24 protein-coding genes are annotated in these 21,891 nt (G+C 55.4%); 15 read left to right on the forward strand and 9 right to left on the reverse strand.

The features are described 5' to 3' along the window. Positions 1-720: hypothetical protein (locus RRY12_08345; GenBank protein ID MEG2184671.1), on the forward strand; the 720-nt coding region annotated here is incomplete at its 5' end. A gap of 129 nt (positions 721-849) precedes the next feature. Here RRY12_08345 and RRY12_08350 read toward each other — a convergent pair. Beyond that, positions 850-2,292 carry a lectin like domain-containing protein gene (locus RRY12_08350; GenBank protein MEG2184672.1) on the reverse strand — a complete coding sequence of 481 codons (1,443 nt, stop codon included), beginning with the start codon at positions 2,290-2,292 and terminating at the stop codon, positions 850-852. Positions 2,293-2,333: 41 nt separating this feature from the next. Next, the gene (locus RRY12_08355) at positions 2,334-2,984 is read right to left on the reverse strand and encodes a tetratricopeptide repeat protein (GenBank protein MEG2184673.1); all 651 of its coding nucleotides are present in this window, start codon (positions 2,982-2,984) and stop codon (positions 2,334-2,336) included. A 513-nt stretch (positions 2,985-3,497) separates the two neighbouring features. Here RRY12_08355 and preA point away from each other — a divergent pair. From preA to RRY12_08375, 4 genes are all read left to right on the forward strand, one after another. After that, complete coding sequence (gene preA, locus RRY12_08360) at positions 3,498-4,688, forward strand: NAD-dependent dihydropyrimidine dehydrogenase subunit PreA (GenBank protein ID MEG2184674.1); 1,191 nt, start codon at positions 3,498-3,500, stop codon at positions 4,686-4,688. Between the two features lie 221 nt (positions 4,689-4,909). Further along, complete coding sequence (locus RRY12_08365; protein ID MEG2184675.1) at positions 4,910-5,257, forward strand: helix-turn-helix transcriptional regulator; 348 nt, start codon at positions 4,910-4,912, stop codon at positions 5,255-5,257. Next, complete coding sequence (locus RRY12_08370; GenBank protein MEG2184676.1) at positions 5,247-6,005, forward strand: ImmA/IrrE family metallo-endopeptidase; 759 nt, start codon at positions 5,247-5,249, stop codon at positions 6,003-6,005. The genes RRY12_08365 and RRY12_08370 overlap by 11 nt, the downstream gene beginning before the upstream one ends. Continuing rightward, a complete protein-coding gene (locus tag RRY12_08375) occupies positions 5,998-6,549 on the forward strand; it encodes a hypothetical protein (protein MEG2184677.1) in 552 nt (183 codons plus the stop codon). The genes RRY12_08370 and RRY12_08375 overlap by 8 nt, the downstream gene beginning before the upstream one ends. Here the strand turns inward: RRY12_08375 and RRY12_08380 are convergent. The 3 genes from RRY12_08380 to RRY12_08390 all read right to left on the reverse strand — a co-directional run bounded on the left by RRY12_08380 (position 6,546) and on the right by RRY12_08390 (position 9,312). Then, complete coding sequence (locus tag RRY12_08380) at positions 6,546-7,472, reverse strand: LysR family transcriptional regulator (GenBank protein MEG2184678.1); 927 nt, start codon at positions 7,470-7,472, stop codon at positions 6,546-6,548. The two genes, RRY12_08375 and RRY12_08380, sit on opposite strands and share 4 nt — an antisense overlap. Positions 7,473-7,638: 166 nt before the next feature. Continuing rightward, positions 7,639-8,187: a phosphoribosyltransferase family protein gene (locus RRY12_08385; GenBank protein MEG2184679.1), complete on the reverse strand. Its 549-nt coding sequence runs from the start codon at positions 8,185-8,187 to the stop codon at positions 7,639-7,641. A gap of 12 nt (positions 8,188-8,199) precedes the next feature. Then, entirely contained in the window at positions 8,200-9,312 is a 1,113-nt protein-coding gene (locus RRY12_08390; protein MEG2184680.1) for an NCS2 family permease, read from the reverse strand. A gap of 241 nt (positions 9,313-9,553) precedes the next feature. On the opposite strand from RRY12_08390, the gene RRY12_08395 reads away from it, so the two are divergent. Then, positions 9,554-10,105 (forward strand): biotin transporter BioY, encoded by a 552-nt coding sequence (locus tag RRY12_08395; GenBank protein MEG2184681.1) that lies wholly within the window; start codon positions 9,554-9,556, stop codon positions 10,103-10,105. Positions 10,106-10,207: 102 nt separating this feature from the next. Here the strand turns inward: RRY12_08395 and RRY12_08400 are convergent, their stop codons facing one another. From RRY12_08400 to RRY12_08410, 3 genes are all read right to left on the reverse strand, one after another. Beyond that, positions 10,208-10,444, reverse strand: coding sequence for a (2Fe-2S)-binding protein (locus RRY12_08400; GenBank protein MEG2184682.1), 237 nt, complete (start codon positions 10,442-10,444; stop codon positions 10,208-10,210). Between the two features lie 159 nt (positions 10,445-10,603). Further along, positions 10,604-10,831, reverse strand: a complete 228-nt coding sequence (locus RRY12_08405) for a DUF2922 family protein (GenBank protein ID MEG2184683.1) — start codon at positions 10,829-10,831, stop codon at positions 10,604-10,606. 42 nt (positions 10,832-10,873) lie between these two features. After that, positions 10,874-11,092: a DUF1659 domain-containing protein gene (locus RRY12_08410; protein ID MEG2184684.1), complete on the reverse strand. Its 219-nt coding sequence runs from the start codon at positions 11,090-11,092 to the stop codon at positions 10,874-10,876. 141 nt (positions 11,093-11,233) lie between these two features. Here RRY12_08410 and RRY12_08415 point away from each other — a divergent pair, with 141 nt between their 5' ends. From RRY12_08415 to RRY12_08430, 4 genes are all read left to right on the forward strand, one after another. After that, a complete protein-coding gene (locus tag RRY12_08415; protein MEG2184685.1) occupies positions 11,234-12,604 on the forward strand; it encodes an MATE family efflux transporter in 1,371 nt (456 codons plus the stop codon). A 78-nt stretch (positions 12,605-12,682) separates the two neighbouring features. After that, the gene (locus RRY12_08420; GenBank protein ID MEG2184686.1) at positions 12,683-13,288 is read left to right on the forward strand and encodes a cytidylate kinase-like family protein; all 606 of its coding nucleotides are present in this window, start codon (positions 12,683-12,685) and stop codon (positions 13,286-13,288) included. Between the two features lie 162 nt (positions 13,289-13,450). After that, positions 13,451-14,353, forward strand: coding sequence for a helix-turn-helix domain-containing protein (locus RRY12_08425; GenBank protein ID MEG2184687.1), 903 nt, complete (start codon positions 13,451-13,453; stop codon positions 14,351-14,353). After that, positions 14,343-15,185 (forward strand): ATP-binding protein, encoded by an 843-nt coding sequence (locus tag RRY12_08430; GenBank protein ID MEG2184688.1) that lies wholly within the window; start codon positions 14,343-14,345, stop codon positions 15,183-15,185. The genes RRY12_08425 and RRY12_08430 overlap by 11 nt, the downstream gene beginning before the upstream one ends. 147 nt (positions 15,186-15,332) lie before the next feature. Here the strand turns inward: RRY12_08430 and RRY12_08435 are convergent, their stop codons facing one another. Continuing rightward, complete coding sequence (locus RRY12_08435; protein MEG2184689.1) at positions 15,333-16,973, reverse strand: bifunctional aspartate transaminase/aspartate 4-decarboxylase; 1,641 nt, start codon at positions 16,971-16,973, stop codon at positions 15,333-15,335. A 433-nt stretch (positions 16,974-17,406) separates the two neighbouring features. On the opposite strand from RRY12_08435, the gene RRY12_08440 reads away from it, so the two are divergent. From RRY12_08440 to RRY12_08460, 5 genes are all read left to right on the forward strand, one after another. Then, complete coding sequence (locus tag RRY12_08440; GenBank protein MEG2184690.1) at positions 17,407-18,837, forward strand: sodium:solute symporter family protein; 1,431 nt, start codon at positions 17,407-17,409, stop codon at positions 18,835-18,837. Positions 18,838-18,870: 33 nt separating this feature from the next. Further along, on the forward strand, positions 18,871-20,097 hold the full coding sequence (gene pepT / locus RRY12_08445) for a peptidase T (protein MEG2184691.1): 1,227 nt from the start codon (positions 18,871-18,873) through the stop codon (positions 20,095-20,097). Between the two features lie 152 nt (positions 20,098-20,249). After that, on the forward strand, positions 20,250-20,903 hold the full coding sequence (locus tag RRY12_08450; GenBank protein ID MEG2184692.1) for a GntR family transcriptional regulator: 654 nt from the start codon (positions 20,250-20,252) through the stop codon (positions 20,901-20,903). Next, the gene (locus RRY12_08455; protein ID MEG2184693.1) at positions 20,900-21,535 is read left to right on the forward strand and encodes a DNA-3-methyladenine glycosylase 2 family protein; all 636 of its coding nucleotides are present in this window, start codon (positions 20,900-20,902) and stop codon (positions 21,533-21,535) included. The genes RRY12_08450 and RRY12_08455 overlap by 4 nt, the downstream gene beginning before the upstream one ends. Before the next feature lie 62 nt (positions 21,536-21,597). Next, entirely contained in the window at positions 21,598-21,756 is a 159-nt protein-coding gene (locus tag RRY12_08460; GenBank protein ID MEG2184694.1) for a helix-turn-helix transcriptional regulator, read from the forward strand. Positions 21,757-21,891 lie beyond the last annotated feature (135 nt).

The raw sequence follows: 21,891 nt of genomic DNA on the forward strand, positions 1-21,891 counted from the left end.
ATGGCCGAGCTGTCCGAAAAAGAGCGTGAGATACTTGATCTGCTCTCCGTCTTCGGAGGTCCCGGCTGCGCGGAAGAGACCTTCCTGCGTTCGATACGAGTCTTTGAAGAACTGGAGCTTGCGGGGAAATTCTACACGCTGAATCTGCTCGCGCCGCGCTGCTACATCGGCGAGATGCGCCAGTGGAGCGGCCAGACGCAATACGCGCTTGAACAGTACGAATACTGCGTAGCAAGATGCGAAAAAGCCGGCCTCTTTTGGGGCCAGAGCCATTTTCACGCGCACGCGGCGGACGCCGCGCTCGACATGGACGATTGGCCGTGCTTTACCGCGCACGTAAGGCGCGGCGCAGCATTGTTTGAAAGCTCGCGCGGCGGCCACTGCACTTCGATACTCTACAGCCTGAAAGCAATATGCGCGGCGGAGGCCGGAGATTTCAAAGAGGCCGCCTCCGCTCTGGAAAAAGCCGACTTCCTCTGCGCCATAGGAAAGAAAAGCTGGCGCGCCGCGCAGTCGATGGCAAAAGCCTGGACGCTGTACCTTGCGGTCCACAATAACAGCCGCACTCCGCGCGCAGCAAACGCGCCGGACGCGTCCGCGTCGCTTTCTGCCTGCCTGACTGAGCCGTGCGAAAGCTACGCGCAGAAAGCAATATCGCTATACGAAGAGTTGGGGGCGCAAAAAAGAGCCGCGATGTTAAAAGCCAGATTCCAAAGCTGACTTGAAACATCGACGGAAAAACTAAGCCCGGCTGCGAAATCGAATTTAGTTTTTCATCTTGATTACGCGAAGAAGATAGGACGGCGGCCGTCCTCGTATTGGAGCGGTGCGTGGACGGCCGCCGCAGCGTTACTTTTCTGGCGTGGCGTAGGCTTTTATGCAGACGTTTGCGGTTTCGTCTATGGTGTTGAGGTCGGTCCAATATTTCCCTGAGGCTGATATCCAGCTTTCTCCGGGATGCGAGGTCGATTTTTTGTGCGTTGTGTCGCCGGCTGCGCGCATTTCTATCGGTATCGGAAATTCTGAGGCGGGCGAGGTCAGTTTCATCACGACGGAGAAGCGTTCGCCTTTTTTGACGGCGACGGGCGCGGGCAGGTCTATTGAATGAAAGCCGGGCGCGTCGAGGGTGACGCTTTTGGTGAGCGCGAGCGTGCCGTTTGTTGGGGAGCCTGAGCCGACGCCCGTGTATATTTTAAGCTCGCATTGTGTGCCCGGGCGCGCTGTGTAGACGGCGGCGGAATTTAGCCGTTCGTCGCGCAGGGCGGTGTAGATGTTGGCGCCCCACGCCGGTATCGCGCGGTTTTTTGAAATGAGGGGCACGAAGTCGCCGTTTATAAAATCAGCTACGCCCAGGATGTCGTACTGGTAGATGTTTTCGTCTTGTACGGCGGGTACCGCGTCGTAGACGATGCCGTTGACTAAGGTGCCCTCTTCGTAGGAGACGTAGAAGCAGCCTTTATCGCCCCAGCCTTTGCCCCAGCTGTTGCGCACGATCCACGCGCCGTCTTTTGCCGGTTTGGGGCCGCGGCCGTTTCTGCCGCCGAATTTGAGGCGGCTGAAGCTGTCGTCCCATCCGACCAGCAGGACGTCGTGGTTGGCTTCGCGGTAGTTTGCGCCCTGTTCCGGTTCGCCTGATTTAAAGTTTGTGAAGTAGCCGTAGGAGGGCGAAAGAAGGTCGTCCATTACGACGCCGTCTTCGTCGGGGCAGCAGAGCGCGGCGCTTGCGCCGCCGTACTGCGCAATGGCGGCTTTGACGACGTTTATGCGTTCTCCGGCAAGCGGGATGTCGGAGGCGTCTTCTCCAAGGTAGAGGACGTTTTTGAGTTTGAATTTTCTTGCGGTTACGGGCGGCTTTACGGCTTTTGCCTTTCTGTGCGGGTAGGGGGCTTCGCTTTCGTAGACGGGGCCGGTGCCGCGCGTGACGATGGCGGTGGACATGAAGTCGCTTGCGCCAGTGTCGAAGCCGGTCTCTTTATCGGACTGGAATGAGTAAAGCGTCTCAGATTCGTCGTTGAAGGTGTAGTAGGAGAGGTAGTATTCGGAGAGGTCTATGTCGCGGCTCGCGACGCCTTTTTTGATGAGGTTTGATTCGATGGCGCCGATTATGGCGAAGGACCAGCATGTTGAGAAGTCGCCCTGGTTTCTGACGGGGGGCAGCATCTGTCGCATGTCGTAACGGCTTTCTGCGGCCCGCGCTTCGGAAGCGGCGCAAACGAGCGCCGCACAGCCCGGAGGGAGGGTGAGCATGGACAAAAGAAGTATTTTGCAAATCACGTTTTTTATCTGTTTCATCTGCGTCAGCACCTTTTCTGTTTTTTGCGTTACGCGCGTCGTTATTTAAGTTTTTTGACGGCGGCTGCGGCCTCTTCGTCGCCTAGATCTGCTGCGTATCCATACCAGCGCAGCGCCTCCTGTTTGTCTTTTTGCACGCCGTCTCCCTCTGCGTACTTTGCGGCGATCGCCTTCATGGCGTCTTCGCTTCCGGCGCGCGCGGCTTTTCTGTAATATTTGAGGGCGAGCGTTTTGTCGGCGGGAACGCCCGTCCCGCTCTGATAGAGGTCGCCCAGAGTGCAGAGCGCGCCGTCGTCGCCCGCCTCTGCGCTTTTTTTGATGAGGGCGAGCCCTCTTGCTTCGTCCTTTGCGGCGGATACGCCGAAGAAATAACAGGCTCCCAGGTTGTATATCGCGGCAATGTCTCCGGCGGCGGCCCCTTTTTCGTAGAGGCTGAAGGCTTTATTGACGTCGGCCGCGACGCCTATGCCGTTTTCATAGAGGTATCCAAGGCGCGCCATCGCCCAGCCGCTGCCCTTCTGCACGGCCTGTTCGTATTTTTGCGCGGCGGCCGCGTAATCTTGGTTATCAAAAAGCTCGTCGGCCGCTTTGTTGAGAGCGTCGTAGTCGGCGGCGCTGGCGAAGGTGGCGCACAGCAAAAAAACGCATACGAATATGAGGCGTGCGCACCATAATGTTTTTCTCCGCTTCATTTGCAGATCCCTCCATAATGCAATCCACGCGGCGTGCTGGCCGCGTTATCTCGCTTGAAAGTTTTGAAAAAATGGAATACAATGACCTTAAGTAAAAGGAGCCGTCACCTAGGTGGCTCGACCGAAGTCTACAGAAAAATTACTCTCTCAGACCGGCGAAAGTCATTCGGGGGTAATTTTTCTGTCTTTTATACTTTAATTGCGACAAAAGGTAAATATAAATGTCAGCAACGTCAGCAAAAACATTCCGAACTCTAATAAAACGCGAAAGTCGTCATGTTTCATAAGACATCACCTCCGTCCCTGGCGGATGTAAACTGCAAGGACCGCGGCTGCCGCCCAATGACTTGGCTCCTGGCCACAGTATATCACAGTGTAGATAAAAAAATATAATGCACCCTTTGCTTTTTTTGGTGGATGTATCCGCTGCCGCCCGCGTTGTAGTAGTATAATAGCGATATAACAGCCGAGAATTTTGCCGCCAACTTAGACAGAGGACAGGGAGTATGTGAAATGACAGAGAAGATCCGCACCGACTTTTTAGGAATAGAGATGCCAAATCCGTTTATGCTGGCTTCCGCCCCGCCTTCGAGGAACAGAGAGATGATCGACAGGGCCTTTCGCGCCGGATGGGGAGGCGCCGTCATAAAGACGCTGACGCAGTACACGGGGACGGAAGGCTGCGAAGTGCGCAACGTCTCCCCGCGCATCCACACGGTGAGGGGGCCGGGCGGCATCGCCGGCTTCACCAATATTGAGCTTACATCGCAGCAGACGAACGAAGAATCCTGCGACGACATCCAGAAACTGAAAAAAAGCTGGCCCGACAGAGCGGTGATAGCAAGCATCCTCTATGGACACAGCCCGATAAAAGAGTGCTGGCAGCGCGCCGCCGCGGACTGCGAAGCCGCAGGTGCTGACGCGCTTGAACTTAATTTCTCGTGCCCGCACGGCTGCAGCGAGATAGGAAGCGGCATTTCCATCGGTGAAAACCCCGCTCAGATAAAAGAACTGATAGGCTGGGTGAAGGCGGCCTCAAAGCTGCCCGTCATAGTGAAGCTGCCTTCGATGTCCGACATCGTACTGGGCGCCTCCGTCTCCAAGCAGGAGGGAGCTGACGCCATCTGCGCCATCAACACGATAAGCTCCATGCCCTACATCGACATCGAAAGCGCGCACCCCGTCTTCAACGTGGGCGGCGTGGGAGTGGCGGGCGGCATGTCCGGACGCATCATCCGGCCGATAGCGCTTCGCAGCGTGATGGAGATAGCGCGCAGCGTCTCGATCCCTATCTCGGCAAGCGGCGGCGTATACGGCTGGCGCGACGCCGTGGAGTTCATCCTCGTGGGCGCCTCCACGCTGCAAATATGCTCCGCCGTAATGGAGCACGGCTACGGCATCATAAACGACCTCTGCTGCGGACTTTCAGGATACATGGCGCGCAAAAACTACAAGAGCGTCGCCGACTTCTGCGGCAAAGCGCTTGAACATGTCGCGCCCCACAGCGCGCTTGACAGAGACAACAGGTTCGTCCCAAAATGGGACTCCTACAACTGCCTGCGCTGCGGCAAGTGCGTCATAAGCTGCCGCGACGGCGGCTATCAGGCGATAACGATGCAGGACAGAAACATATTGATAGACACGCAGAAATGCGACGGCTGCGGCCTCTGCCGCGGCATCTGCCCCGAACACTGCATAAACTAAAAAGCGCAAAAAAACAACAGACAGCAGCGCCCCCGGCAAAAGTCCGGGGGCGCTTTGACGCGCGCATACAAAATTACGTACTTAAAAAATTCCAGAGCGGATGCGACAGCAAGAAGATAAAGGTGGAAAATCTCGATGGTTTGTGTCATAATAATCGCAAAATATATTGTTTAAATTATGACAAAAGATATAAAAATAAAAAATAAAGGGGCGTGGTGAATATGACGAGCTGCAAAAACGTTGGTAATAATCTTAAACGGCTCCGGGAGGCCTCCGGGTTCAGCCAGCGGAGCATCGCGGATTTTTTAAAAGTGGATCAAAGCCTTGTAAGCAAGATAGAAAAGGGCGAGCGCGGCATCTCCGCTGTTATGCTAGACGAGCTTGCGTCGCTTTTTGGCGTGTCGGCGGCTGCCGTGGCAAATGACTCGGCTGGAAGGCCGCTTGCCTGCGCCTTCCGATGCAGCGACCTCTCTCGCGATGAGATGCGGGCTGTCTGCGCCGTCAATAAGATAGCTCTCAACTTGGAATTTCTGAGCGGCCTGCTGAAGGACGAGGCACATGGCAGATAAAGCTGATTTGATGACCAAAGCGATGCAGTACAGAAAGGAACTGGGCGCGGAGAGCGGTTCGCCTGTAGATGTTTTTTCTCTGGCACAGAATATTGAAGGGCTGACGCTGGTTTATTATCCTATGGGCGACAAGCTCAGCGGCATGTGCGTCAGGACAGAAGACGGAAACTGCGTGATAGCCGTGAACTCCGGCATGTCATTAGGCCGTCAGCGGTTTTCACTGGCGCATGAATTTTATCATATGCGTTTTGACGACAATATGACCTCTATCTGTGGAAAAAAAATCGGCTGTGGAAATGACATCGAGAAGGAGGCGGATATATTTGCCTCGTATTTTCTTATGCCCGCCGCCGAGCTTGAAAGTCGCGCCGCACGTTTTGCGGCAGTCCATGAAGACGGCAAGCTCTCGCTTGATGACGTCATCCTGCTTGAACAATATTTTGGCGTCAGCCATCAGGCCGCTGTTATCCGCCTGAAGGAGAGCCGCTGTATGGAGCGTTCCCGTGTGGAGGAATTTTTAAAAAGCAGCGTTCGAGGCAGAGCTGAAATGATGGGCTGTGCTACGGCGCTCTATCGTCCCCTTCCGCCAGATAAACAGTACATGACCTACGGCAGCTATATCAAACAGGCGGAACTGGCTTTGCAGAAGGGGTTGATAGCCGCCGGAAAATATGAGGAACTGCTTCTTTGTGCATTCCGTTCAGATTTAGTCTACGGAGGAGACGAGGAGGCGGAAATAATTGACTGAGCCGCTGTTTTTCGATACGGACTGCATTTCTGCGTTTCTTTGGGTCGACGGCGAAAGCATTGTTGCGAGGCTCTACCCCGGCAGGATAATTATCCCCGAGCAGGTTTATAAGGAACTTTCACATCCTGGGCTTAATCACATTAAAGGGCTCAAGTCACAGATAGACGTTCTTGTCATGGACAAGCAGGCGCAAGTGCGGTCGATCATAGTAGGTGCCGCGGCCTATGAAATTTATTACAAACTTACAACGATTCCCGACGCGGGGCATAAAATCATAGGCGCCGGCGAAGCTGCGGCGATAGCTATGGCAAAGGAACAGGATGGGATCCTGGCGAGCAACAATTTGAGGGATATACTGGATTATGTAAAAGCGTATGGCCTGGTTCACGTTACGACGGCGGATATCCTAAAACAGGCAATGGACGCTGGCCTGATAGACGAAAACCAGGGCAACGCCATTTGGCAAAAAATGCTGGCCAGAAGACGGCGGCTTGGTTATGACAGCTTTTCAGATTTTCTTGCCGCCAGCCGCGGGCGCTCTTAGGCTGGGGCTACTTCCCCTATCTCCGCTTTTAGTTTTTTTATGAAGCTGTCGTCCTCGTTGGTGAAGGTGTAGTTGCTGCGCCAGATGAGGATGTCGTGGTATTTGTTGTCGGCGTCGCCGCAGCGTTTTTGGACGAGGCCGTGCAGAGCAAGCGTCGCTTCCGGCATTGGGGAGACCCAGATGTAGGAGGAGGGCAGCGCGCGCAGCAGTTCAAACTGGATGCCGCGTTCGTAGACGGCTATTTTTTTCTTTTTTTCGTGTGTCTGCGCAAGAAGCCGCGCCTCTGAGACGGGCATTGCGGGCACGGAGTTGTCGTCGTGCACTATTTCTGTGTAGTGGCGCAGGCCGGAGTAGGTCACTTCCGGCGCCATGGCGAGCGGGTGGCGCTTTGACATGAGCGCCATGTATTCAAATTCCCAGAGCCGCTCGGACTTCAGGCTGCGCTCGTGTATCGCGGACAGGAAATATTTTTCATGTATTATCTGGCAGCGCACGATGCCCATGTCGCTTCTGCCTTCGCTTACGTCTTTTATCACCTGCATGGGGTTTGTTTCGCAGTATCTTAAGTCAAGCCCCTCCGCGTCGTCGAGGAGGGCTGCGAATTTCGCGAAGGCGGCCGCCGCGTAGCTTGCGCGGGGCAGCGAGATGCTGAAGCTGCGCGCGCCGGAGGGTTTGTAGAGCGACTCCAGCTCGTCTATCTGCGCCAAGATGTTGCGCGCGTATTCCAGGAAGCGCTCGCCCTGCGGAGTGGGGGCGACGCCCTTTGTGGTGCGGTTGAAGATGGTGATGTTCATGTCCTCTTCAAGCTCGCGGATTGCTTTTGAGAGGTGCGGCTGGCCCATGTAGAGGTTTTCCGCGGCGCGCGATATAGAACCGGTGCGCTCCACCTCTACCGCATATCTGAGATGCTGGATGTTGTTCATTTTATACTTCCTCCCGCCGCCCGTTTCGTTGTCTTCGTTGTATGCCTATGATAACAGATAATGCAGAAAGCCGCCTCATGATGACGGCGGCCTCTTCGTATTCCCAATTATCGCGTCTGTTTGTTATACGCGCGGAACATTTTGCGCGGCGCGAGTTCAGTTATTTTTAGTCTTTGAATATGGGCAGCTTTTCAAGGTAGACTAGGTCATGTCCGTCGTAGCCGCCCTCTTCAAGCAGCGCCGCCACCTTTGTGACGACGGTGCAGCCGGTGCGCGCAAGCAGCGATTCAAGCGCGAGCAGCGAGCCGCCGGTGGAGACGACGTCGTCCACTACGCAGACGCGTTTGCCGGCGAGCCGTTTTGCGTCGGCTCCGTCTATTACGGTCATCTGCGTGCCGGCGGTGGTGATGGACTTGACCTCTGAGGTGAGAGGCTCTTCCATGTAGCTTTTGACGGATTTGCGCGCCACGATGTAGTCTACGCCAAGGCGCACCGCGATGGCGTGCGTGAGCGGTATGCCCTTCGCCTCGGGGCAGACGAGGAGGTCTACCGCACCGAGTGTTTTAAGTTTTGCAGCAAGCGCGTCTGCGCATTTTTCAACGAGCGTCGTGTCTCCAAGCATGACGAACGAGGCGATGGAAAGGCCGGGCGCTATGCGCACCTTAGGCAGCGGGCGCGTGATGCCGCAGATTTTCAGGTCGTAAAATTCTTTCATGGCGAGTTCTCCTTAAAGTCCGAAGACGATTTTGATGGCGACGCCGGCGAGCAGCCCGTAGAAGGGGTTCCAGCGCGCGGATACTATGACCGTCGCGCCCACCGCCATTCCCCACGGGGAGAAGCCGAACGGCCCTTGCGCCGCAGGGCACTGAGCGATCGCGCCCTGTATGTTTGAGATGAAGGTGACGAATACGCCGAGAACGAAGAGAAATCCCGCGATGGCGGAGCTGTGGACGTATTTGCCGATTGTAGGCAGAAGTTTGAAAAGAAGTATGGCCGCCATTATGAGCATCATCATGACGGATGCCGTCACTGGGTGCGGTGCGGTGGCCGTGCCCGATATGATCGCCTCGACGGGGCCTCCGCCGAAGAAGGAGGAGAGCATGTCGGCAAGCGATGAGTAGACGGCGAGGTGGTCGATGTTGGCGTTGGTGTTTGCGATGCTGCCAGTTATTTTGCCGAAGCTGATGTTTGCGCCGATGTTGAGGCAGGCTATGGCAAGCGCGCTCACCAGTATGCGCGGGTGCTCCCATATTTTGAAGTAGATGTTGCCGGTGGTGAAGCGTTCGCGGTCTTCATTTACGACAAGCGGTTCTGGCTCCGCGTGTCCAGTCTTTTTAAGGAAGTTGTAGACTGCCGTCGCGGCTAAGACGGAGATGATTATAGTCTTTGCTAGGTCGAAGGTGAGAAACCACGTTGCAAGCGCCACCACCATGGAGACTGAGCCGGAATATTTTTCGGAATTGAGCATGTCTATTGAGATGTAGGCGAGCATTACGCCGACGCCCGCCATCATTGAGCTTACGATGACTGGGCCGATGGCCTCGACGATTTTTTCATTAAGGCCGAGCATTGAGGGAAAGAGCAGAAAAAGGCCGCCCCAGAAGACGAGAGTGAGGCGTTCTTTGAGCGTCTTGCCCATGCTGCCGGCAAGCGCTATCGTCTCCGCCTGAAATGAGATGGTGGCTACTGAATTAAAGGCGACGGAGCCGGCCGCGCCCACAAGAAAGGCAAGAGCGGTGGGAAAGGCCGCAAATCCAAAAGAGATGGCCAGCAGTCCCTGCGGCACACCGTTGAGCACGACGGCAAGCGCCGCGAGCAAGTCTGTTAAATATGATTCCATAAGAATTTTCCTCCACATCTAAAAACCGTAATTTTACGAAACGTCAATAAAATTACTACTCAGCCTCTGATATGTCAATAACCTGATTCATATATGAGGTGAGAATCACAGATTAGTGAGGAACGGGACGGAATAGAATTGAAATAGGATGAGGAGCGCGCTTTTATGTCAACTTATTTAAAATTACAGCTTGACACATCGTCGTTCATTGATTATTCTAGTCAGCATGAAGATAAAATCTATGGTGCTTGTTTCGATATTCGCGGTGCTCTCTGCTGTCGGTGCGCGGCTTATGATTCCCGTGCCGTTTGTGCCGTTCACGCTTCAGACTTTGGTCTGTATGCTCGCCGGCTTCGTGCTGGGGCCGCGGCTTGGCGCCGCTGCAATGGCGCTTTACATGCTGATGGGGCTGATAGGCATTCCGGTCTTCACTTCGACTGCGGGGCCGGCCGCCATTCTTGCGCCCTCCTTCGGCTATATCATCGGCTTCATAGGCTGCGCGTGGATCTGCGGCGCGCTTTCGGAGCGTTTTGCGCGCGGCGGCCGCCGCGTGTCGAAGCTCCAATATTTCGCGGCGGCGATGGCGGGAGTGATTTTTGTCTACGTCGTGGGCGTCGCCTATCTTTACGTCATCCTGAACTGGTACCTGCGCGCGGCAAACGCCGGCGTATGGCGCGTGCTTTCCATCGGATTTTTCGCAACTATCGGAGGTGACGTCATAAAGGCTGCGCTTGCCGCCTTCATAGCCGAGCGCCTGAAAAAAAGCGGCGCGCTCGCCGCCGCGATGAAATAGATGTAATAAACGTAAACAGATAGGTGCTATGTATCCGTGCGGCGGGATAAAAGCAAGGGGGCGTCGCGGATGGCGGCGGCTTGCGCGTTTTTTGTCAAGGCTTCAGTCGTTTTCCAGTGAAAGTTCTTTGAGCAGCGCTCTTATGTCGGGCGCGCAGCAGCGTTTTTTGGGGCTGAGCTCGGCGCACCGTCCCACTGTACAGGCGCCTGTCATTTGCTGGATCTCTGAGAGAGTGCGGGCGCCGTTGTTATAGGCTTTGACTATTTCCCCCCGCGTGACGCCGGAGCACCAGCATATCGTTTCGCTGTCGTTTTTCTGATTTTCTTCTGTCTTTTGCATATCGCGGCCTCCGTTGAGTTCGGTTTTTTACTTCTTTATTATACGATTATAAGCGCTTTACGCAGCGCGGCCTCCATCTTATTAAAAATTAAAATAATAAAAAAAACCGCAGGCGCCTTTGTCGGGGCCTGCGGAGCGGTTGTGCTGTTTGTTTTGTGGTTATGCCGCGGGGGTGAGGTCTACCGCGGTGACGCTGCGGTCTATAAGCTCGGCCGTTTCGCATTTGACTACGGCCTGAGCAAAGGGCTGATTTGCGATTATCGCGTCCACAGCCGCCTTTACCTTGGCCGCGCCGCCCTCTTCCGCAAGAGCGGCGGCGGCGTAGTCCATGCTGACGAAGAGGTTTTTACCGTCCTCCGTGATGAATTTCATGCGTATGCTTTTCATTGATTTTCACCTCCTTTTACTGGATATGTGCAAAGCCGCGCTTTATTCGCTTTCGAGCAGGCCCGTGTCGTATTTCTTGACCGAGGCCACGGGGTAGGCGAGAAGTTCCGCAAGCGCTGTTACGACTGCGGACAGAGCGGCGGCTGTCGCCTGGCTGCCGATCTTTGAGAGCGAGACGGTCTTTGTGATCTTCTTGCCGTCGGCTTCGCCCAGTGCGAGAGTGAGGCGGAGCGCCGATGAGATTGCCTTTACCTGTGCCATGTTGTTTCCTCCTTTTTATATGTGATAACTATAATAGTGCTTTGTGGTGGTAATAAATACAAACGTTGCAGCCGGAAAGTTTTGTAAACGAGGGCGGGCTGTGTTATAATGACCGAATCATCATAGAAAGAGGACGGCGCAATGAAAAATAAAATACCGGAGAAATCGGCGATGGGGACGCTGCCTATCCCGAAGCTGATTTTGAGTTTCGCGCTTCCGGCCATCACGGGTATGGTGGCGGGGGCTATATATAATATAGTAGACCGCATTTTTGTGGGGCAGTATGTTGGGACGGTAGGACTTGCGGCCATTACGGTGGCTTTTCCGACAATGATTTTTATGATCGCCTTTGCGATGCTGATTAGCGTCGGCGGCTCGTCGCGCGTGGCCATCTTGTTCGGCGCGGGACGAAAGCGCGCCGCTGAGCAGGCGCTTGGCATCACGTTTACTTTGCTTGCCGGCGCGGGCGTCGTCCTTGCCGTAGTTGGCTGGTTTTTTGCGAAGGAGGCGCTCGTTCTGAGCGGCGGAAGCGGCGAGGTGCTTGCCCTGGCTTTGCCCTATCTTAAAATAATCATGCTCTGCGCGCCGTTTGCGCTTATAGGCTTTGGGGTGAACGCCATCGTGCGCGCCTGCGGCAGCCCGAGGTACGCGATGTGTACGCAGATTCTTGGCGCCGTGATGAATGTCGTGCTGGACGCCGTTTTTATCGTAGGCTTTGATATGGGCGTCGTGGGCGCCGCCATCGGCACTGTTGCGGCACAGGCCGTCTCCGCCGTCTTCGGCCTCGCCTATTTCTGGACGCGGCTTGCCCCTTTGCGCATCCGCGCCTGTTTTCTCGGCCGGCTGCGTCTGGACGTTTTGAAGCGCATCTGCGTCGTCGGCAGCGCGCCGTTTTTTATGCAGATATCGTTTGTGCTTTACATGACTATTTTCAATCAGTTGGTGCTGAAATACGGCGGCGAGCTTGGGCTTTCTGCGATGGGCATTTTTTTCAGCATTGATTCGCTCATTTTTTTGCCGGCGCTTGCCGTGGGCGAGGCGGTGCAGCCTATCATAGGCTACAATTTCGGCGCAGGCTTCCCCAAACGCGTCATTCGTTCCGTTTACTGGGCGGTGGGCATGGCGGTCGGTTTCTACGTTGTGAGCGGCGGGTTTGCGATTATTTTCGCCGAGCAGCTGGTGAGGCTCTTTTCATCTAACAAGGAGCTTATTGCGCTTGGCGTGCCCGGCATGAGGATCGCCTATCTTGGCATCCCGTTCATGGGGGTGACGGTCGTGACAAATTCCGCGCTGCAGGGCGTGGGACGCGGCTTTGCGTCGCTTGCGCTCTCCTTCTGCCGGCATGTCGTCTGTATGTTCGCGCCTCTTTTCATCCTGCCTGAGTTATTCGGTTTCAAAGGGCTTTGGATGGCCTTCGTCGTAGGGGACGCGGGCGGCTGCCTCATCGCGTTTGGCTTTCTTGCGTGGATGCTGCGCTGGCTGCGCAAGCCCCAGACGTCCGCCACATTGTGAGTTTTGCGGGCCTTTATGCCTCCCGCAAGCACCGTATTAGCGTTATAATATTGAAAAATCCTGAAAGGACGTGAGGATATGGTCAACTGTGTCATCACAATAAGCAGGCAGTTTGGAAGCGGCGGACATGAGATCGGCATGAAGCTGGCGGAAAGGCTTGGCGTAAAGTTCTACGACAAGGAGCTGGTGGACATGCTGGCGAAGGACGGCGGATATGACGCCGGATTCATCGAGCAGAACGAGGAAAAATGTTCCCCGCCGATATGCCCTATCATGCCGGGCTTTGCGATGCCCGTTTTCTATCAGGATCTTCCGTCAGACCTCATCTATAAGGGGCAGAGCAAACTCATACGCACGCTCGCCCGCGGCCCGTGCGTCGTCGTCGGGCGCTGCGCCGACTACATCCTTCGCGCGATGGACCCGATAAACTGCTTCATCCACGCAAGCCTCGACGTTCGCGTCGCCCGCAAAATGTCGATGGTGCCGGAGGGGCTCGATTTCACAAAAGAAGAGATAAAAAAGCGCGTCATGGACGTGGATAAAAAACGCGCGAAATACCACGAATTCTACACGGACCGCAAATGGGGCCAGGTGGAAGATTTCGACCTCTGCATCTGTACCGACAAGATCGGAGTGGACGGCGCCGTCTCGGTTATCGAAACATTCGTAAAAAATAAAGCGTAGGGACGCCCCTCGCAAAAACAATAACAAGCCGCCGCATCTCACCCGCGAACCTCGCGCCGTGCGGCGGCTTGTCTTTGTCTGCGCGAGGAGGCCCGCGCTTTATTTGTATTTTTGTCCCCTCGTCAGCACATTACAAGAGAGGAGGGGATGACTGTGAGCGATATGCAAACTTCAAACAACAACAAAAAAAGCTGGCGGGCGATGGTGGCGATGGATTTTTTCTCGCTGCCCGGGCTTTCCGTCTATGAAAAAATCGTCTACACGCTGCTTTGCGGCTTTGCGGACAGGGCAGGGGAATGTTTTCCCTGCGCGCAGAGGGTCGCCGCTATGGCCGGATGCAGCACGCGGCAGGTTCAGCGCGCCACCGCGTCGCTTGAAGCGCGCGGGCTCATCGTAAAACGCCCTCGTTTTAACGAAAAGGGCGAACAAATGAGCAATCTCTATCTGATAAAAGCTGACTTTAAAAATATAGCGGAGCAATCTGTGGACGCCCGTGGCCTCTGCGCTTGCGACGCGGCGCGCGGCAAAGCGGCGGCGCGTGCTGGCGAAAAAATTTTGCGTCCCGCCGCGACTGAGCGTCGCAACGCCCCTGACGGCGCGTCGTACAAACAGTCCCAGCCCAACATAAAATCAAAAGAATCAGATACTTCGTATCTGGAGGCGCGCTGCGCCCCCGATGACGGGACGCCACCTTGCCTTGACGGAGTGCCCGCCGCGATGCGCGCCACGGCGGAGTTTTTCATGCTCAAAACGGGACGCAGCGAACTCTCCGAGGAGAAGAGGGCAGCTTTTGCCGAGATCGAAAAAAGCCACCTGCCTGCGCGTGTGCAGCGCGAGATACAGACTGCCGCTTCGCGTTTTGAAAAAAACGGACGCGCGCTTTCAACGCTTGGCTTTTGCTACGTCGCGGCGGCGCTGCGCGGGCAGAAAAGCCGCACTTCCCGCGAACTGCACACGCGGCACGCAGATGCGGCAAGCGACTACGCGCGCGAGCTGAGCCGCTGGGAGGCGGCTTCGATGGCGCGGCTGACGGGATGCTCTTCGGAGGCCTGCGATGTATTCTGACGAGGCTCAGGTCTTTGCGTGGCTTTCGGCGCGTTTTCTCTGCACGCAGAGGCCTCGTATATACGGCGCGCCCGCGGCCTTCCTAGAGGCGAAAAACTATGAGGGCTGCGAGGCGCGCTGCCCAGGCGCAGAGCTCTGCCGCTACCACGGCTATAGGCCGAAAGTTTTTCAGGAGGGAGAGGGCTTCGTCGTGCGCTACATACAATGCGCGCGTTTTGACGAAAAGAGGCGCGAGGCCGGCCCTACGGGTTTTCCCGTGCCGCCCAGATACTCACGCTGCCTCTTTGCCTCCTTTGAGACAAACGGCGACAAACTGCTGCTTACGGCGCGAAATCTCGCCTCCGGGTGCGCCGCGCGCGGCTTTTCAATGCTGCTGCTTGGGCCCTCAGGCTCCGGCAAAACGCACCTTGCCTGCGCTATGGCGGCTGAGGCCGCCTCTCGCGGGGCGAGCGTGCTCTTTGTGACGCTTGCGGACTATTTTGAGGCGCTGAAATCAAACATCGGCGGCCTCTCCGACGCGGAAAGAGCGATGCGCTGCGCCGGCTTTGCCATAATAGACGACGCGGGCGCGCTGCGCTGTACGGAGTGGTGCTCGCAGAAATTTTTTTCCGCCATAGACAGCCGCTACCGCGCGGGCCTTCCCACCGCCGTCACCTCCGACGCAGCGGACGCCGCCGCCTTCGCCGAATGCGCCGGCCCAAGAGGAGCCATGATCCTAAGCCGCCTCTGCGACAAATCCAGCAGTCGCTGGATAAACCTAAAAGGAGCGCAGGACCGCAGAAGAGAACTCCCACAGCAGCAAAAACTGCTGGAAAGCGGAAACGAAGCGTGAAAGACAAGGAGGGCGCGATATAGGGGCGTCCTCCTTTATTTGCGTGCTGGATTGAAAATTGACTGTTCTGTTGTTTATCGTTGTGCCCTGGCCTTTTGCTCTTGCCCCTTCTTTTTACTTCAGTTTTTCCTCCCGTTTCCTTCCCTTCTACGACTTCTGGAACTCGGCGTAGTATTCGTCCAGGATTTTTACCAGACTTTTGCCTATTTCGCGGTAGGCGTGGTCGGGGAGGTTGGCGAGGCTTATGCGTACAGACCAATCGGGGGCGTCGAAGCCTCCGCCGGGGAGCAGTACGATGTTCGGGTCGGCGGCCAGGCGGAAGAGGATGTCAAGCGGCTCGTAGCTTTTTTTCAGCCACTGGGCGAAGGCCTCTCCGTAGCGTTCCTTGGCCCAAAGAGCCACGTCAAGCAGTTGATAGTAGGCTGTGCTGTCGGGCGACAGAGGCAGCGGCCACTTGAGGTTGCCCCAGAAGTTCTGGTAGCGGCGGCGGACTATCGTCCTCGTCAGCGTCTTGTAGGCGTTTGTCTTGTCGTTCAGCGTGTAGAGCGCAAAAAGCGCCATTTGTATCTGCTGCGGCACGCCGAGGCCCGCCGTGTGGTTGAGCGCGATGTCGCGGCTGTCGGCCACCATGCGGTCGATGAAGGTTATCTCTTCCGGGTGCAGCTCCATTGCGGCGTAGAGTTTTCCGACCTCCGCTCTTTCCTCAGGCGGCATCGCCCGCAGCGTGTCGTCAAAGATGTTTTTGCGGTGAACGCCCACGACGCCGAGCCGCCATCCGGTGCAGCCGAAATATTTCGAGAAGGAGTAGCTGCATACTGTGCTGTAGGGGATGGTGTCAAAAAGAGAATGATAGTCGTCGGCGAAGGTGGCGTATACGTCGTCACAGACGATCATCAGGTGCGGATTTTTCGTTTCGATTATTTTTTTGATTTTGGCGGCCGTCTCTTGCGAAATTTCGACGGAGCCGGGGTTGCTCGGGTTGACGATGAAGAATATCTTTACCTTCGGGTCGGCCAGCTTTTCAAGCTCTTTGTCGGAATACTGCCATGTATGGCGCTCGTCGCCGTTTATTATCTGCGTCTCGTCGGCGTAGACCTGCACTGTGTTGAAGGCGTACCACGGCAGTTCCGGTATCTCTATATACGGGGTGAAGATGGGCGTGCCAAGCGCTATCGTGTCTCCCTGCTTTACGAGGCGGTTGTTGACGAGCGTCTTGAAGATGTAGACCATAGCCGCGGTCGCGCCCTCCGTTGCAAAGAGGTCGAAATCCTGATTGAGCGGGTTGCCGTGGGCCAGCTCCTGTATGACGTAGTCGCGCACGACCGCCTCACAGTGGCGCTGCATCCTGTCCGGCGTCGGATAGTGGTCGCCAAGGATGCCGTCGCACAGCTCGTAGGCCCACGCGTCCGGCTCAAAGCCTAGCATGTTGGTTCCGTACTGGAACGAGCGGCGCAGACAGTCGGCGCCGGGCAGCATTGCGTTTACCTCAAGCCAGTTGAGCAGACGCTCGCCCATGCCGGCCTGGTTCGGTATGCCGGTGAGTATGCCGTCGTCCCAGACGCGGCGGCACTCCGAGATGGCAAAGCGCCCCAGCGTGAAGAAGGCTTCGCGCGGCTCCGGCGCAAGCCAGTTCGGGTTGCCGCGCCCGGCGTTCAGCATCGCGGAGGAGGTGGCCTCCGCGTGTTTTGCGGCCATTTGTATGAGGACGTTCTTAAGCTCGAAGGGGCTCAGCTTTTGATAGGCTATCTGCTGCTCCCTCGACGGTATCTTTGATGATGGCTCGTTCATTTTTTATAGCCCCTCTTTCATCTGATATAAGCTAAGTATATGCGGCGCGCTGCGGCGCTCATGGGTAGGAGCCGCCTAAATCGTTAGGGGGAAATACGCAAAGAGGGAAAGACGCGCGCGCCGCCCCTTTTGTGACGGACCTCCCACGCCCGCGCCTCTAATAAATTTTTGTCTATTGACAAAAGTAATTTGAGGGATAATATAGGAACAACAAAAATCATATATGATTTTGAGCAAATAATGTACCATTGCGCGAGGGGTTTGTGGGGAGAGCATGATTTTTAAGATTATCGTGAAAGGAGCGATGGGGAGGAGAGTAGTTCGCGGTAAAGCGGCAGCCGCGGTTTCATTTGCGGCGCGCGGCGTTTTTTTGGGGTCGTAGGCGGTTAAGGAAGCAAGATATATAAGAATAATTTATCTGGAGGCTGAAACAATGTTGAATGCAAGTCCAATAATTATTAGCTGCGTTGTGTTATATCTGGTAGTCGTCATTTTTGTCGGCTTTTACCTTACTAAGAAAAAAGTAAAGAACTCGGACGACTTCGCGGTCGCAAACAGAAGCCTGCCTGCGGTGGTGCTAATCGGCACGCTGCTTGCCACATGGTGCGGCGCGGGCGGCATTACCGGCTCCGCAAACCTGATTTGGAAGAACGGCCCGCTTTTTGGCGTGCTTATCTTTATGGGCGCGCCTATAGGGATGATTTTGCTCTACATGGTGGCGGGACGGGTTCGTCAGGCGACCACGTACACCATTCCCGAACTTTTTGAGATACGCTACGGCACGCCCGCGCGCATCATCGCCACGCTCTGCATCGTGCTGGGCTACGTCGGCATTCTTTCTTCACAGTTCAAAGCGGCGGGGAGCCTTATAAATCTCACCACGGGCATGGAGCTGCAAACTGCGATAATAATTTCCGGCATCCTGATGCTGGTTCTGGCAGTAACGGGCGGCATGTTCAGCGTCGCCTACACGGACGCTATCGGCGCCTTCCTTTTTGTCGGCGGCTTTCTCATCGCCATCCCAGTGCTTCTTGGGCAGATAGACGGCGGGCTGTTCGGCATGCTGAAGAATCTTCCTGAGGGTAAGAACAGCTTTATTGGCAATCTTAGTCTGATGCAGGCTTTGGGCTATATCTTCCCGATATTCTTCCTGATACTGGGCGACCAGAATATGATCCAGCGAATCGGCGCGGCGAAGGACGTAAAAACCGCAAAGCAGTCCGGCCTGTGGCTGGTATTTGCCGAGATACTCGTCTGCGGCCTCATTATCCTCATGACGACGACCGGCATTTTTCTGCTCCCGCAGATGGAGAGGCCCGACACGGTCATCTTCCAGCTCGCCATCGACTTCCTGCCGCCGCTTCTTGGAGGCATCCTCATGGCGGCCTGCATGTCCTTCATCGTAACCACCGGCGACTCGTATGTGCTGACCATATCTTCAAACATCACCTACGACATCTGGAACCGCTTCATCCGTAAAGAGGCCACGGACAAGGAAAAACTGGCGTTCCTTAGAATCTCTGCGGTTGGCGTCGCCGTGCTGGCCTACCTCATGGGGCGTTTCTTCCCCGACATCCTCTCCATCCAGATGTACGCCTACTCTATGTACGGCGCCTCCGTCACGCCCGCGCTGCTTTGTGCGCTCTTCTCAAAACGCGTGACGAAGATGGGCGGCCTCTGCGGCATAATCGCCGGAGGCTTGGGCACGATAATCTGGGAGATAGTGCTTCAGTCTCCGTTTGGAATAAAAAGCGCCATATTGACCGTTCCGCTTTCATTCGCGGTCATCTACATAGTATCCGCTTTAACGCAGAAAGACGGCGTCGTCCCGCTTGAAAAAATATACGGCGGCAAAGCGGCTTAAGCCGTACAAAACAAAAAACGGAGGCGCTCTTAGATGAAAGAGACAGTGCTTGATAGATTTCTCAAATATGTAAAGATAGACACAGAGGCGGCATACGCGCAGGCGAATGTCCCCAGCACCGAAAAGCAGAAGGACTTGGCCGTCGTGCTTGCCAGCGAATTAAAGGAATTGGGCGCAAGCGAGACCTTTATATCCGACTCCGGCTGCCTGTACGCAACGATCCCCGCAAACTGCGAGGGCGCGCCCTCAATAGGTTTCAGCGCCCACCTTGACACCACTCCAGAGTTCTGCGGAAAAGAGGTCAAGCCGCGCATCGTTGAAAACTATGACGGCGGCGACATCGTACTCAACAAAGACAAAAACATCGTCATGGAAAGCGCAAGATTTCCGTTTTTGTCGGACTATATCGGTCAGGACCTCGTAGTGACGGACGGCACGACGCTGCTTGGCTCGGACGACAAGGCCGGCATCGCCGAAATAATGGGGATGGTGCAGTATTTCTACGATAATCCGAATGCGCGGCACGGAGAGCTGCAATTTTTCTTCCCTAGCGACGAAGAGATAGGCTGCCTCGGCGCGAAGACGCTCGACAAGAGGCACTTTTGCCCGCAGTTCGCCTACACCGTGGACGGCGGCCCGCTGGGCGAGGTGACCTACGAGACCTTCAACGCGGCGGAGGCCAAAGTCTCATTCACCGGCGTCAACATCCATCCCGGCCTCGCAAAGAACCAGATGAAAAACTCGATACTGGTAGCCAATGAATACCTCAACATGCTGCCCACCTGCGAAAGTCCGGCGCATACGGAAAAATACGAGGGCTACTATCACGTGCTTGATTTTTGCGGCGAAGTGGAACAGACGACGCTCAAATTCTACATCAGAGACCACGACGGCGAAAATTTCAAGCGGCGCAAAGAAAGAATGCAAGAGATAGGCGATTACCTCAATAAAGTATACGGCGACGGCGCGGTGACGGTAAAAGTGACCGACACCTACAGAAATATAAGCGAAGCCATCTCAGACCACTTTGAGATAGTAGAGGCTGTCAACGAGGCGATGCGCGCAGTCGGAGTAGAGCCGTACTACACTCCCATGAGGGGCGGCACAGACGGCACGATCCTCTGCTTTGAAGGCATACCGTGCCCCAACATCTGCATCGGCGGCCATAACTACCACGGGAAATTTGAATTTGTCCCGGTGCAGTCAATGGAAAAAATCTCGGCGGCGCTCACAGGCATCGTCAAACATTTCGCAAAATGAGAACCGGCGTAAACCTTTAACGAAGCGCAAACCTAACGCACGCCATGGAACATCCTTGTTTCATGGCGGTTTTCCTTGATTCTTTGATAAGGTATAATCTAAGAGTGGCTTAGGATCTAAAGCTTTAACAACCCATAGACGGAGGTAAAATCATGCACAACGCTTCCTTGGCGGACCAGGCCGCAAACAAGATAAGAATACTTATACAAGAGAACAAGCTGCCCCCCGGCAGACATATCAACATAGATTCCCTCGCGAAAGAGTTCGGCATCAGCTCCACTCCCATACGCGAGGCGCTGAAAAAATTAATAGCGGAGGGCATAGCCGTCTACCGGCCCAAAATCGGCTACTCCGTGCGCAATTTATCGCTCCACGAATACCTCCAGGCCTCCGAAATACTCCAGGTGATGGAGACGCATCTTGTAAAAGAGCTTGCGAAAATACCGTTTGTCGTAGACACCGCCGCCCTTACGGAGATCAACGGCGAACTGAAACAATGTATCCGCAAAGACGACTGTGACCTCATCGGCCGCGTAAACGACCGGTTCCATAAAAAACTATATGAAAATTACCCAAATCATCTAATGGTGACGCGCCTTTTTGACCTGTGGAACGAAATGTGCATGCAGCGCAACCTCATGTATCAAAACAGAGTCTTCACCAACAGAATGGTTCAGGAGCACGAGGCAATCATAAACGCAATCTCCGCGGGCGACCCGAAAGCGGCCGAAGAGGCCGTGACCACCCACTACCAAAGCGGCCGAGAAAGCGCCATAATGTACTTCCCCGTAGGAGTAAACGAGTGACAGAGGCCGCGGCCTTATATTTTGAGCCGACGGCTGAGGAGCTGGAACACCTGCGCCGCAGCGACATAAAGATGGACTCCGCCATCGACGCGCTCGGGCCCTTGCGCCGCCGCGCCGAACCAGACCTATTTGCGGCGCTCGTAAATCACATAACCGCGCAGCAAATCTCAAACGCCGCGCATAAAAGCGTCTGGACGCGCCTTTGCTCTGGGCTAGGCGACGTGACGCCTGCTGCGGTGCTCGCGGCAAAAGAGGAGGCGCTTTGCGAATATGGCCTCTCGCGGCGCAAAGCATCCTACATCACTGCGCTTGCTGAAAGCGTGACAAACGGCGCGCTTGCGCTGGACGACGTCTTGCGCATGGAAGATGCGGAGGCGGCAGCCGCGCTGATGCGCCAGCCCGGAATAGGGCTGTGGACGGCGGAGATGGCGCTCATCTTCTGTATGAGGCGGCGAGACGTCCTGAGCTTCGGCGACTTCGGCATCCGCAAAGGCATGACCGTAGTCTACGGGCTCACGGAGCTTCCGCGCAGCCTCTTTGACGAATACAGAAAGAAAATATCCCCAGCCGGCAGCGCCGCCAGCCTATATTTCTGGGAGGCCGCCGCAAACCAAAGCAAACTCAAAAGCTAAAACGAAAAGCATCGACGTCCCATCATGTTAATTGGGCGCGGAAAGCCAATAACTTGGCCGAGATGGGCATTTCACAAAAGAGGCTGGAGGCTCTAAGCGGGGTCAAACAGCCTGTCATCACGCGGATGGAAAAAGGATATACCAGCCCGCAGCTTGACACAGTGCTTAAGGTCTTAGCGCCGTTGGGCAAGACGCTCTATATAGGAGACATCCGCAGGTAAGATCTTCTTACCGGAACACCAGCGCTTCATAGCGTAGTTTTAGAGTGTAACGCACATACGGGAAGTTTAACGCTTGCCATTCTTGCATATAAACAATGTCGCCTTAAAAACATAAAACGAGGACGTATTTCTACG

This window comes from Cloacibacillus sp. (genome assembly GCA_036655895.1).
GTDB lineage: Bacteria > Synergistota > Synergistia > Synergistales > Synergistaceae > JAVVPF01.